This is a genomic window from Arthrobacter sp. AFG7.2 (genome assembly GCF_002892835.1).
Lineage (GTDB): Bacteria > Actinomycetota > Actinomycetes > Actinomycetales > Micrococcaceae > Arthrobacter.
Map to the genome: position 1 here is coordinate 1 of NZ_PJMB01000003.1, position 12,112 is coordinate 12,112.

The 12,112-nt window shown below is 64.1% G+C and carries 11 protein-coding genes, 1 tRNA gene and 1 pseudogene; 7 read left to right on the plus strand and 6 right to left on the minus strand.

From position 1 onward, the window contains the following. Positions 1–849 (minus strand): annotated as a pseudogene (locus tag CXX84_RS06500) (pyruvate dehydrogenase (acetyl-transferring), homodimeric type); the annotation flags it as partial. Between the two features lie 312 nt (positions 850–1,161). Here CXX84_RS06500 and CXX84_RS06505 point away from each other — a divergent pair. Genes CXX84_RS06505 through CXX84_RS06515 form a run of 3 tightly spaced genes read left to right on the plus strand, consistent with a single transcriptional unit; the run spans position 1,162 to position 4,271 of the window. Continuing rightward, positions 1,162–2,730, plus strand: coding sequence for an NCS1 family nucleobase:cation symporter-1 (locus CXX84_RS06505; protein WP_102975901.1), 1,569 nt, complete (start codon positions 1,162–1,164; stop codon positions 2,728–2,730). 10 nt (positions 2,731–2,740) lie between these two features. Continuing rightward, complete coding sequence (locus CXX84_RS06510) at positions 2,741–3,484, plus strand: aspartate/glutamate racemase family protein (protein ID WP_102975902.1); 744 nt, start codon at positions 2,741–2,743, stop codon at positions 3,482–3,484. A 25-nt stretch (positions 3,485–3,509) separates the two neighbouring features. Then, positions 3,510–4,271 carry an SDR family oxidoreductase gene (locus CXX84_RS06515; protein WP_102975903.1) on the plus strand — a complete coding sequence of 254 codons (762 nt, stop codon included), beginning with the start codon at positions 3,510–3,512 and terminating at the stop codon, positions 4,269–4,271. A 24-nt stretch (positions 4,272–4,295) separates the two neighbouring features. On the opposite strand, the gene CXX84_RS06520 is transcribed toward CXX84_RS06515, so the two are convergent. Beyond that, positions 4,296–4,673 carry a sterol carrier family protein gene (locus CXX84_RS06520; protein ID WP_102975904.1) on the minus strand — a complete coding sequence of 126 codons (378 nt, stop codon included), beginning with the start codon at positions 4,671–4,673 and terminating at the stop codon, positions 4,296–4,298. 124 nt (positions 4,674–4,797) lie between these two features. Between CXX84_RS06520 and CXX84_RS06525 the strand changes: the two genes are divergently transcribed. Beyond that, positions 4,798–5,169 (plus strand): VOC family protein, encoded by a 372-nt coding sequence (locus CXX84_RS06525; RefSeq protein ID WP_102975905.1) that lies wholly within the window; start codon positions 4,798–4,800, stop codon positions 5,167–5,169. Between the two features lie 18 nt (positions 5,170–5,187). On the opposite strand, the gene CXX84_RS06530 is transcribed toward CXX84_RS06525, so the two are convergent. Both CXX84_RS06530 and CXX84_RS06535 read right to left on the minus strand, forming a co-directional pair. Then, positions 5,188–6,204: an asparaginase gene (locus CXX84_RS06530; RefSeq protein WP_102975906.1), complete on the minus strand. Its 1,017-nt coding sequence runs from the start codon at positions 6,202–6,204 to the stop codon at positions 5,188–5,190. Between the two features lie 36 nt (positions 6,205–6,240). Beyond that, positions 6,241–7,806 (minus strand): molybdopterin-dependent oxidoreductase, encoded by a 1,566-nt coding sequence (locus tag CXX84_RS06535; protein WP_189337519.1) that lies wholly within the window; start codon positions 7,804–7,806, stop codon positions 6,241–6,243. Between the two features lie 109 nt (positions 7,807–7,915). Here CXX84_RS06535 and purD point away from each other — a divergent pair, with 109 nt between their 5' ends. After that, positions 7,916–9,232 (plus strand): phosphoribosylamine--glycine ligase, encoded by a 1,317-nt coding sequence (gene purD, locus CXX84_RS06540; protein ID WP_102976235.1) that lies wholly within the window; start codon positions 7,916–7,918, stop codon positions 9,230–9,232. A 1-nt stretch (position 9,233) separates the two neighbouring features. Beyond that, a complete protein-coding gene (locus CXX84_RS06545) occupies positions 9,234–10,172 on the plus strand; it encodes a phosphoribosylaminoimidazolesuccinocarboxamide synthase (RefSeq protein ID WP_102975908.1) in 939 nt (312 codons plus the stop codon). Between the two features lie 36 nt (positions 10,173–10,208). Here the strand turns inward: CXX84_RS06545 and CXX84_RS06550 are convergent, their stop codons facing one another. After that, a complete protein-coding gene (locus CXX84_RS06550; RefSeq protein WP_102975909.1) occupies positions 10,209–11,474 on the minus strand; it encodes a helix-turn-helix domain-containing protein in 1,266 nt (421 codons plus the stop codon). 133 nt (positions 11,475–11,607) lie between these two features. On the opposite strand from CXX84_RS06550, the gene CXX84_RS06555 reads away from it, so the two are divergent. Further along, positions 11,608–11,823 carry a hypothetical protein gene (locus CXX84_RS06555; RefSeq protein WP_102975910.1) on the plus strand — a complete coding sequence of 72 codons (216 nt, stop codon included), beginning with the start codon at positions 11,608–11,610 and terminating at the stop codon, positions 11,821–11,823. Positions 11,824–11,994: 171 nt separating this feature from the next. Here CXX84_RS06555 and CXX84_RS06560 read toward each other — a convergent pair. Beyond that, positions 11,995–12,071 (minus strand) — tRNA-Pro (locus tag CXX84_RS06560). Between the last annotated feature and the right edge of the window lie 41 nt (positions 12,072–12,112).

Genomic DNA, 12,112 nt, shown 5'->3' on the forward strand with positions numbered 1-12,112 from the left:
AAAGACACCTCCGTCCAGGCGCTGGAGGTTGCAGTTGATCACGAAGTTCAGGTTGTCCAGGTTCTCGTTCGCGGCGAGCTGGAGCAGGCCGCGGGACTCGGGCTCGTCCATTTCGCCGTCGCCGAGGAACGCCCAGACCTGCTGGTCGGAGGTGTCTTTCAGGCCGCGGTTGTGCAGGTACCGGTTGGACTGGGCCTGGTAGATCGCGTTCATCGGCCCGATGCCCATGGACACGGTGGGGAATTCCCAGAACTGGGGCATCAGGCGCGGGTGCGGGTAGGAGGACAGGGCGTGGCCCTGCTTGGACTTTTCCTGCCGGAACCCGTCCAGGTCCTCCTCGGAAAGCCGGCCTTCCATAAACGCCCTGGCGTACATGCCGGGGGAGGCGTGGCCCTGGAAGAAGACCTGGTCCCCGCCGCCGGGGTGGTCCTTGCCGCGGAAGAAGTGGTTGAACCCGACCTCGTACAGGGTCGCAGCCCCGGCGTAGGTGGAGATGTGCCCGCCCACCGCGATCTCAGCGCGCTGGGCCCGGTGGACCAGCACCGCGGCGTTCCACCGCATGTAGGCACGGTAGCGGCGCTCGTACTCCTCGTTGCCCGGGAACTGTGCTTCCTGGTCCACCGGGATCGTGTTCACGTAATCGGTAGTGGTCACCATCGGCACCCCGACGCTCTGCGCGCCCGCACGCTGCAGCAGGCTCCGCATGATGAATCGGGCACGCTCAGTGCCCTGTTCCCTGATCAACGAATCCAGGGACTCAACCCACTCGACAGTCTCTTCCGGATCACGATCAGGCAGCTGGTTAGTCAACCCGCTGAGGATATGGGAGGTATCTTCTCCTGCAGCCACGGCAGCCTCTTTTCGTCTTTGAATGCTCGGCTCATGTTTTCGCATAACGAGAAAACATTCTTGCCAGACGAGATTAGCCAGCTCTGGCAAGCGGGTCAACCACAAGACCCGCTGACGCCAGTATCGGGATCGTGTAGGGCCTGCCGACCGTTTGTGACTGCTTCAGCCCGCGATGCTCCTTGACCACGGGTGATCCAGGTCATACTCTTATTCCACTATTCAGTAACTACTTTTCGCAATGTGGAATTGCATGTGGCCCAATAAGGCCCGGAATCCACCACCGAAATATTCATCCAGAAACCGGAGATCCCTATGCAGACCCCTCCACCGGTCGGCGTCGAAAAGGCTCCTGACCTGACAGCGCCGTCAGACCCTTCAGCCCACTCCGCCACAAGCGTCGAAGCTCTTTGTGAATCAGCCAGCGCAGCATCAGGCCAAGCCATCAGTCCCACCCTTTACAACATGGACCTTGCCCCTACCAAGCGTGCCGGACGCAAGTGGTCCGGCTACAGTATCTTCACCCTCTGGGCCAACGACGTGCACAGCCTCGGCAACTATGCGTTCGCTATCGGACTGTTCGCCCTGGGACTCGGCGGCTGGCAGATCCTGCTGGCCCTGGGCATCGGAGCAGCGCTGCTCTTTGGGCTCCTGAACCTGTCCGGATTCATGGGCGTCAAGACCGGCGTTCCCTTCCCCGTCATGAGCCGGATCAGCTTCGGCATCCGTGGCGCCCAGATCGCCAGCCTGCTCCGTGGCGCCGTCGCCGTCGCCTGGTTCGGCATCCAGACCTACCTCGCCTCCGTGGTCTTCCGCGTGATGCTTGTGGCAATGTTCCCAACCCTTGCGGAGCTGGACAAGGACTCCCTTCTCGGGCTGTCCACGCTCGGCTGGATCGCCTTCGTCATCCTGTGGATCGTGCAGCTGGTCATCGTGAGCTTCGGCATGGAGATGATCCGCAAGTACGAGGCCTTCGCAGGCCCGATCATCCTCGTCACCATGGCTGCCATTGCTGTCTGGATCTTCATCGAGGCCGGCGGCGCCATCGCCTGGTCCTCGGACAATGCCCTCGAGGGGCCGCAGATGTGGCTCACCATCTTCGCCGGCGGCTCACTGTGGGTCTCCATCTATGGCACCTTCGTCCTGAACTTCTGCGACTTCACCCGTTCCGCCGTCTCAAAGAAGGCCGTGGTACGCGGAAACTTCTGGGGCATCCCCATCAACATGCTCGTCTTCGGAGCCATCGTCGTCGTCATGGCAGGCGGGCAGTTCAAGATCAACGGCACCATCATCGAAAGCCCCTCAGACATCGTCCAGACCATCCCCAACACCCTGTTCCTGGTGCTGGCCTGCCTTGCCCTGCTGATCCTGACCATCGCGGTGAACCTGATGGCCAACTTCGTAGCACCGGTCTACGCCTTGACCAACCTGTTTCCCAAGCACCTGAACTTCCGCAAGGCAGCCATCGTCAGTGCCGTCATCGGCCTGGTCATCCTGCCCTGGAACCTCTACAACAACCCCTTGGTGATCGTGTACTTCCTGGGTGGCCTCGGTGCCCTGCTCGGCCCGCTGTTCGGTGTGGTGATGGCTGACTACTGGCTGATCCGGCGCGGCAGGGTCAACGTCCCTGAGTTGTATACCGCATCCCTTGCCGGAACCTATTACTACAAGAACGGCGTCAACCCCAGGGCCATCATCGCCATGGTGCCGGCCGCCGTATTGGCGCTCCTTATCGCCTTCGTCCCGGCACTGGCCGCAGCGGCACCGTTCGCCTGGTTCTTCGCCGCCGGCATCGCAGCCGTGGTGTATTTCTTCATCGCAGACCGCCACCAGCGGCTCGAAGACCGTGACGGCGAGACCATTGCCGTCGCCAGCACCCACTAAGGAGCCCCTGATGCGCATTCTCGTAGCCAATGTGAACACCACCCGGTCCATGACGGACTCCATCGCTGCTTCGGCACGCAGCATCGCGGCCCCCGGGACGGAGATCGTCGGAATAACGCCCCGGTTCGGCGCTGATTCCTGTGAAGGGAACTTCGAAAGCTACCTGGCGGCAATCGCCGTGATGGACGCCGTCACGTCCTACCCGGAGCCGTTCGACGCCGTCGTGCAGGCAGGGTACGGCGAGCATGGACGTGAAGGCCTGCAGGAGCTCCTGGACGTTCCGGTGGTGGACATCACCGAGGCCGCCGCCAGCACCGCCATGTTCCTGGGCCACAAGTACTCCGTGGTCACCACTTTGGACCGGACCGTGCCGCTGATCGAGGACCGGCTCAAGCTCGCCGGCCTAGATGCCCGGTGCGCCTCCGTCCGGGCCAGCGGCATGGCTGTCCTGGAACTTGAGGAGGAACCGGAGCGCGCGGTGGAAGCCATCATCAATCAGGCAATGCTGGCGGTCACGCAGGACAAGGCCGAGGTCATCGTCCTCGGCTGTGGCGGCATGGCGGGCCTCGACGAGCAGATCCGCCAGCGTGCGGGCGTGCCCGTAGTGGACGGTGTCGCCTCCGCCGTGGCCATTGCCGAATCCCTGGTGCGCATGCGCCTGTCCACTTCCAAGGTACGCACCTACGCTGCGCCGCGGCCCAAGACCGTCATAGGCTGGCCGCTGAACAGTACCGGTGTCCCGGCACCGCTTTAGCCCCCCACCTCCCCAGGAGAACAGCGTGAACAACCCCTCTTCCGCCCCGCGCGTCGCCGTCGTAACCGGAGCAGGTTCCGGCATCGGGCGGGAGGTGACCCGGCAGATGCTTGCCGAGGGCTACCGCGTCGTGCTGGCGGGCCGAAGGGAAGTGCAGCTGAAGGAGACGGGGGACAACCACCCCGAAGCGCTGGTGGTGACGTGCGATGTCACCCGGCCCGACGACGTCGAACGCCTTTTCGAGGCCGCACGGCAGCGCTGGGGCCGGGTGGATGTCCTGTTCAACAACGCCGGGGTGTTCGGTCCGGCTGCCGGCGTGGACGAAATCTCCCTGGCGGACTGGGACGCCACCATTGCGGTAAACCTGACAGGTTCCATGCTGTGCGCCGCGGCCGCTGTCCGTGCCATGAAGGCGCAGGAACCGCAGGGCGGGCGGATCATTAACAACGGCTCAATCTCCGCCCACTCGCCCCGGCCCCGGACGGTGGCTTATACGGTCACCAAGCATGCGATGACCGGCCTGACGAAAAGCATTGAGCTGGACGGGCGGGCCTTCGGAATCACCTGCGGGCAGATCGACATCGGCAACACGGCCACAGACATCATGGACACCATCGGCGTTGGCGAGGGCGCCCTCCAGGCTGACGGCAGCCGACGCGTGGAACCAACTTTTCCTGTGGAGGATGCCGCCCGCGCCGTCCTGATGATGGCCACCATGCCGCCGACGGCCAGTGTCGGCTCGGTGGTCATTACCGCGGCGGGCATGCCCTTCATCGGCCGCGGCTGACCCCGCCGGGCGTTTTTGCCAGGCTTAAAGCGGGAGCAGGGCCGAGAGGTCCGCCCGGAGGCCGGACGCTGCAACGCGGTGGGCGGCAACAGCCTCTGCCCAGCTCAGCTCTCCGGTCACCATCGCAAGCCAGGTGGCGGCGTCGCACTCAATGACGTTGGGCGGCGTCCCGCGTGTATGCCGGGGACCTTCCACGCACTGCGTCACGCCGAACGGCGGCACCCGCACCTCCACCGAATTCCCCGGTGCCCGCGCCGTTACTTCCTCGAGAGAGTAACGAACGGCAGTGGCCAGAATTGGCCGGGGAACAGGATCGGCCGACGGCGGCCCGGCAGCTTTCCGCCAGGCTTCCACCGCTGCGGCGCCTTCCTGCGGGTCGATGCGGCGACGGGCTACAGCCATGGTCCGGGCCTCTTTCGTAGGGATGCAGCGGCAAAGGCCATCAGAGTACCGCGGACATTGGCCGGGAAGGAATCGGGCACGGGAGTACTATCGGTAGCACCCCGCCCACACCAAGGGAGCTACCGTGCAACTCGGCGCTTTTTCTGTCAGCCTCAACGTCAAGGACATTGCGGTATCTGCGGCTTTTTATGAAAAGCTCGGGTTCACGCGTTTCGCCGGTGACATCGCGCAGAACTGGCTGATCCTGAAAAACGGCGGGGCTGTGGTGGGGCTCTTCCAGGGAATGCTTGAGCGGAACGCCCTGACATTCAATCCCGGCTGGGACCAGAGCGCCCAGCCGCTGCAGTCCTTCACGGATGTCCGTGGCATCCAGCAGGAACTCAAGAGCCAGGGCGTCCCCTTCCTCGCCGAAGCGGAGGAAGGAAGCACGGGCCCGGCCAGCTTCATTGTTGTTGACCCCGACGGCAACCCGATCATCGTCGACCAGCACGTCTGAGCCAACCGCTCCGCAGGACTAGTCCAAAAGCGCCGAGACCGCAGGACCGAGCCGGATCTGTCCCACGGGGCGTCCGCCGCCGAGCACAGGGTCAACCACCCGCTCCAAAACGCTGGCAACCCCGGGGATGTCCACCGCACCGGCTGCTGCCAGGAGGGTCAAGGCCACCAGGGAGGTGGCACGTACGTTCCCGTCCAGGATCTTCACGGCCACGGAGACACCCTGGGCGGTGGCCATGGCCAGCACGCCTTCCGCCCCGATCTTGGCGATAATCTCCAGCTCATCCATGACCAGGGTGTTGGCCTCGCCGATGCCCTGGACAGCCCAAGGGTAGTCCAGCATGGAAGTGGCGATGGTGGCGGCACGCGCGCTGAAGCTCTGGTCGCCCGGTGCCTTGGCAAGGTGTGAATACCCCCGGGCAAGTCCCTTGAGGGACACCGCGGCTACGGGCGCACCGCATCCATCAATCCCAAGATGGGCAATCTTCTCGCCCGTGTATTCCTCGATGACCGTACGCACGCGCTGCTGGAGCGGGTGGTTGGGTTCAAGGTAGCTGTGGGTGTCCCAGCCGTTCTCCGTGCAGGCCCAGAGGAAGGCTGCATGCTTGCCCGAGCAATTGAACGCCAGCCTGGACTTCCCCCGTTCCGAACGGACCAGCCAGTTGCGGGCGGTCTCGTCCTGGGGCCAGGCCTCCGGACACTGGAGCTGGTCTTCACGGACTCCCGCAGCCTTGAGCATCCCGGCCACCACATCCATGTGGTCCAGGGAACCGGTGTGGCTTCCGCAGGCAATGGCCACTTGGGCTCCCCGGAGCGGGACGCCGGACTGCATGGACGCCAGGGCCTGGAACGGCTTCAGGGCCGACCTGGCGAGGACGGGGGTGTTGATGTCGCCCAGCTCGGTAACCACCGACCCGTCCGCTGCCAGGAGGACGGCCGACCCGATGTGCCTGGATTCAACAAAACCACTGCGTTCAACAACGGCCAGTTCCACGGCGGAGTCCACGGTAAAGGTGGCATGGGGGTTGTGGGGCATGCTGCCAGTCTAGGCGCCGCCCCTCCTAAAGCCGTGTTATTCCACGGTGACCATCACGGACTGCCATCCGGATGCGCCGTCAGGAACGGGATCCGCGCGCTGGTCCGTTTGCACCTCTCCCGAGCCGTCTGTGGCCCGGACCTTGATGTAGTGCGGACCGGGAGCAGCGTCCCACTGGTAGGACCACTGCCGCCAGGTGACCAGTGACGCCTCGGTGGAAAGTTCAGCCTCAACCCAGTCCTCGTTGTCCACCTGGATCTCCACTTTCGTGATGCCGCGCGTCTGGGCCCAGGCGGTCCCGCCCACGGCAACCTTCCCTGCGGGAACCTTCGCGAAGGACTTGGGAACGTCCACGCGGGCCATCGTCTTGATGGGCCCGCGCTCGGACCAGCCTCGGTCAGTCCAGTACGCCGTGCTGTCAGCGAACCGGGTCACCTCAAGATCCACCACCCACTTGGTGGCGGAGACGAATCCGTACAGGCCCGGAACCACCATCCGCACCGGGTAGCCGTGCTCCAGGGGGAGCGGCTCGTCATTCATGCCGATCGCCAGCATTGCATCCCGGTCATCCTGCAGCACTTCAAGGGGTGTTGAGGCGCTGAAGCCGTCAACGGAGGTGGACAGCACCATGTCTGCGCCGTCCTTTGGCTTTGCCCGCTTCAGCACCTCGCGCAGGGGCAGGCCCAGCCACTTGGCATTGCCGGCAAGGTTTCCGCCCACGGGGTTGGACACACAGGTGAGCGTCACGTGGGACTCGATCAGGTCGGCGTCGAGCAGGTCCTGGAAGGTGAGCCGGACTTCCTCCTCAACCATTCCGTGGACGCGGAGCTCCCAGTCCGCAACATCGATCTCCGGCACGCTGAGGGCGGTGTCGATGCGGTAAAAATCGTCGTTGGGTGTCACCCACGGCGCCACTCCCGGCACCGGAGACTGGACACCGGCGGGAACAGCGGGCGCAGCCTTGGCCGGGGATGGCAGTTGGAGGGCATCCCGGGCCTGGAGGATATTGCTGCGGGCGGCGCCCAGCAGGCGGCCACCGGTTGCGGCCAAGCCGGCGGCGGCAGCGGTGATTCCGGCTGCGGCGAAAAAGCGGCGGCGGCTGGTGGCGGGGCGGGCCGGGTCACCGGCCGGTGCTTCCGGCCACGCCTTAAGGCCCTGCAACCTGTTGATCAGGAACCGCAGGGCCAGCAGGCCTGCGAAGGTCCCCACCACGGAAGGGACGGCATCGATGGCGCCGACGCCGGCGCGGGTCACCACGCTGGCCACGATCACGGCGCCCATGAACAGGACGCCCAGGACACCCAGTGCCCATTTGCGGTAGGCCACGACGCCCATGACGCACGCCAGCACGGCAATGGTCACGCCCATGCCTACGAAGAGCGCCACCTTGTCATTAGTGCCGAACGTGGCGATGGCGAAGTCCTTCAGCCACGACGGCGTGAAGTCGATGAAGGTCGATCCCAGCGCAATCAACGGTGTGGCGCGGGCGGTGAAGAAGGCCCCGAGCAGTTCGGCCACGGCAAGGACGACGGCGGCCGCTACTACGCCTGCCAGCGCCGCCATTGCAGTAGGTCCCTGGATCAAGTTCCTCAGCTTCTTCATGATGGGGATTCGGAGCGGGCGCAGTCCCGGATTGTTGCAGGACGCCGGCACGTCCCGCCTCCGACACAGCTTAGGAGCGGGCAGGGTGCACAAAGTACCCTTGGAGACTGTGAAGGTACTCGTCATCGGCCCCGGAGGCCGCGAACACGCCATTGTCCGCTCCCTGCTCGCCGACCCCAACGTGTCCGAGGTCCACGCAGCTCCCGGCAACGCCGGCATCAGCAAACTGGTCCCCACCCACAAGATCAATGCCAACGATCCCGACGCAGTCGCCGCCCTGGCCGCCAAGCTCACCGTTGACCTGGTGGTGGTTGGCCCCGAGGCGCCGCTGGCAGCAGGCGTGGCCGACGCCGTCCGCGAAGCCGGCATCCCCGTCTTTGGCCCCGGCAAAGCCGCCGCCCAGCTTGAGGCTTCCAAGGCATTTGCCAAGGAAATCATGGCGGAGGCCGGGGTCCCTACGGCCATGGCCATGGTGGCTGCCAGCACTGAGGAAGCCGAGTCAGCCCTGGATACCTTCGGCGCACCCTACGTGGTCAAGGATGACGGCCTCGCGGCCGGCAAGGGCGTGGTGGTCACCAAGGACCGCGCGGAAGCCCTGGCCCACGCCCGGTCCTGTTTCGATGCGGGCGGCTCCGTGGTGATCGAGGAGTTCCTGGACGGTCCGGAGGTTTCACTCTTTGTCCTCTGCGACGGCCGCAACACCGTAGCGCTTTCACCGGCCCAGGACTTCAAACGCATTTATGACAATGATGAAGGTCCCAACACCGGCGGCATGGGTGCTTACACGCCGCTGGAATGGGCACCGCCAGGCCTCGTCCAGGAAGTCATTGAACGCGTCGCCCAACCCACCGTCAACGAGATGGCCAGGCGAGGCACGCCGTTTGTGGGCGTACTGTTCGTGGGGCTGGCCCTCACGTCACGCGGCACCCGCGTCATCGAATTCAATGTCCGCTTCGGCGATCCCGAAACCCAGGCCGTGCTGGCACGGCTCAAGACCCCGCTCGGTGCCCTCCTGCTGGCAGCGGCCAAGGGCGAACTGGACAAGGCGGAAGAGTTGCGGTGGGCGAAGGAAACTGCCGTCGCCGTCGTCGTCGCATCCGAAAACTACCCTGACGCTCCCCGGACCGGGGACCGCATCCGCGGGCTCAAGAAGGTGGAGGAACTCGAGGGCGTCCACGTCATCCACGCCGGCACCGCCTTCGACGAGGAAGGCAAAGTGGTTTCTGCCGGCGGGCGCGTGCTCGCCGTCGTCGCGCTCGGCACCGACCTGGTGGACGCGCGGGAAAAAGCGTACGACGGCGTGGAGCTGGTCCAGCTCGAAGGCTCCCAGTTCCGCACCGACATTGGCGGCAAAGCCGCCCGCGGGGAAATCAAGGTCCCCTCCACTGCCAGCGCATCCCTCCACGGGACCAAGACGAAGGCCTAGCATGAGCAACGTTCCCGCATCCCGCGGCTTCAGCACCAAGACCCTGGACCTGCCCGGCTGGACGCACGTCTACTCCGGCAAAGTAAGGGACCTCTACGAGCCGGCTGACGAGGCCATCCTGCAGCGAGTGGGCCAGGACTGCGTGCTGGTGGTGGCCAGTGACCGGATCAGTGCCTTTGACCATGTCCTGTCCAGCGAGATCCCGGACAAGGGCCGGATCCTGACCCAGCTGAGCCTGTGGTGGTTCGACCAGCTGGAGGTGGAACACCATGTCCTGGGCTCCACGGTGGAAGACGGCGTCCCCGCAGAGGTGGAAGGCCGGGCCATGATCTGCAAGAAGCTGGACATGTTCCCGGTGGAGTGCATTGCCCGCGGCTACCTCACGGGTTCCGGCCTGCAAGAATACCGGGCCTCGGGAACAGTGTGCAGCATCCCGCTGCCGGAGGGACTGGTGGACGGATCGCGGCTGGACCACGCCATCTTCACGCCGTCGGCCAAGGCTGAGGTGGGCGAGCATGACGAGAACATCACCTACGACGCCGTGGTGGCGATGGTTGGTGACGACATTGCCGCACGACTGAGCGACCTCACGCTGAGGATCTACGCCACTGCCGAAGGAATTGCCCGCGAACGGGGCATTATCCTGGCCGACACCAAGGTCGAATTTGGCTACGACCCCGTTGCGGGTGCAATCACCCTGGGGGATGAGGTGCTGACGCCGGATTCCTCGCGCTTCTGGGATGCCGCCACGTACCAGCCGGGCCGTGCGCAGCCGTCCTACGACAAACAGTATGTTCGGGACTGGCTGACGTCTGCTGAATCAGGCTGGGACAGAACCTCGGATACGCCGCCACCGGCGCTGCCCAACGAGGTTGTGGACCGTACCCGCAGCCGCTACGTCGAGGCCTACGAGAAAATTACGGGGAAATCCTTCGCCTGACGGAGCCCCAGCGCTCCCGGCGGATGGTGTACTGCTCTAGCTGGCTTTTGAAGCGGCCGCGGCGCGCTTTTGGGCCAGCTTTATTTCCAGGACGGCGTCCATTGCCTGCTGGACGCGGTCAGCTGCTCCTGCTGCGCTGAAGGCCTTTTGGGCTTCCTCGAGGTGCACCAGGGCTTCCTCGGATTCACCTGCAGCCTTGAGCGACTTGCCCAGCAGCAGCGATACTTCACCGGCGGTGTGCTTCGCCAGGCTGGTGCGCTCCGCATGAATTTCACGGAGCTTTTCGACGGCGGCAACAATGTCACCGGTCAGGTACAGCCACCGGGCACGGATGAAGGCGACTTCGAGCTCATCACTCTTGGTTCCGCCGACGATGGAGAATGCCAGCTCCGCCCGCTCGATCGACGACAGTGTTTCCGGCTCAACAATTCCTGACGAAAGTCGAACGGCCGCCGAGGCTTTGTTAAACCGGGCCCACAGCTCGATGTCATTGGCGGGGGAGAGCAACCGGGCTGCACGTTCATGGTGCTTGACCCCCTCTGTGTAGTCGTGACGCATAAAGGCAACATTTCCGACTACCCAGGCCACTTCCCCGGCAAGCTGGGACATTGACAGCTCGTCAACATGGTCAACCATGGCCTGGCAGTACTTCCAGGCTTCGTCCAGTCTGCCGCTTTCGGCCAACGCCCCGATCAGGGCCCGGTGGGCGCCAATGATGATCGTGGAGTTCTTGGGCAGCTGTGCAGAAAGCCGTACAGCTTCCATCGCGTGTTCCACCGCAACGCTTAGCTGGCCCTGTCCGTGGCACACAGCCGCAAGCATTTGGCGGGCCCTGACCCCGAGGCCGACAGACTCCGTCGCCATGGGATGTTCCAGCAGGTGCTGGATGATGCGCTGGCACTCCTTCAGGTTGCCCTGCTTCATCAGGCACTCGGCCTGCATATAGGTCATGTTCCACCAGGCACTCGTGTTCTTGCCGTCCAAGGCAATCTGAGCGGCTGTTGCAGCATGGCTGGCGGCCAGTTGGTAGTCCCTTAGGTCCCACGCCTGGCGGGCGTAGAGTCCGGCAAGGACGTATTCGGCGTCGCTGACTGTAATGGGCTGGCTCCAGGCCTCGAGTGCCTTCGGTGCCAGTTCCAGCCTGCGCGCCAGTTCCTCGATGACCTCCGCAGTGGGTTCCCTGCGGCCGGTCTCAAGTAGCGAAATATAGCTGGGGGAATACAGGTCTTTTCCCAGTTCTGCCTGTGTCAGCCCCCGTTCGAGACGCTCCGCACGGAGCTTCTCCCCGAATCCGTTGCCCACGGGTTTTCCTCCTTTTCCGGACGGTCTTCGTACAAAATGCTTGACAGTCCCTGTGGAAAACATTTTACAATGTATGTCAACAAGGACAGTGCTGGCTTTGTAACGAATCCGACTCGTATTGAGGAACCTATATATGTTGAAGAAGATCGCAACCGCGGCCGCACTGGCAGGCGCACTTGCCTTTTCTGCTGCGGCTCCAGCTGTCCTGTCTGCCGGTTCCCTCGCGGAATCCACCGGTACTTCGGTAGCCATAGGTAACTGGCCCGACCCCATGTCCAAGAAGACCAAGGACAAGGGTGCGGACACCACGTACACCACCTACATTGGCAACTGGCCTGACCCGATGTAAACAGCTTCCTCAGCATTTGGAGGCGAGGAGTGACCCCGGAGCGCAACCTCCGGGGTCATTCCTTTTAAACTGCGCACTGTGGCGTATAACGATTTGGCATCTGCGGGGCTGCGCCAACCTGCTGCGGGAAACACAAAAGAGGGCCTCCGCGTGGAGACCCTCTTTTCGTTATGGTCGGGATGACAGGATTTGAACCTGCGACCTCTTCGTCCCGAACGAAGCGCGCTACCAAGCTGCGCTACATCCCGATCCGCTGCAAAAGCAACTTTACAAGGATAGCCGATGCCGG

Bases quoted from the DNA above. Each gene is read 5' to 3' on its own strand.
- CXX84_RS06520 (WP_102975904.1), bottom strand. From the start codon at position 4,673: ATGGCTGTAGCCCGTCGCCGCATCGACCCGCAGGAAGGCGCCGCAGCG.
- CXX84_RS06545 (WP_102975908.1), top strand. From the start codon at position 9,234: ATGAGCAACGTTCCCGCATCCCGCGGCTTCAGCACCAAGACCCTGGAC.
- CXX84_RS06530 (WP_102975906.1), bottom strand. From the start codon at position 6,204: ATGCCCCACAACCCCCATGCCACCTTTACCGTGGACTCCGCCGTGGAA.
- CXX84_RS06510 (WP_102975902.1), top strand. From the start codon at position 2,741: ATGCGCATTCTCGTAGCCAATGTGAACACCACCCGGTCCATGACGGAC.
- CXX84_RS06535 (WP_189337519.1), bottom strand. From the start codon at position 7,806: ATGAAGAAGCTGAGGAACTTGATCCAGGGACCTACTGCAATGGCGGCG.
- CXX84_RS06505 (WP_102975901.1), top strand. From the start codon at position 1,162: ATGCAGACCCCTCCACCGGTCGGCGTCGAAAAGGCTCCTGACCTGACA.
- CXX84_RS06555 (WP_102975910.1), top strand. From the start codon at position 11,608: ATGTTGAAGAAGATCGCAACCGCGGCCGCACTGGCAGGCGCACTTGCC.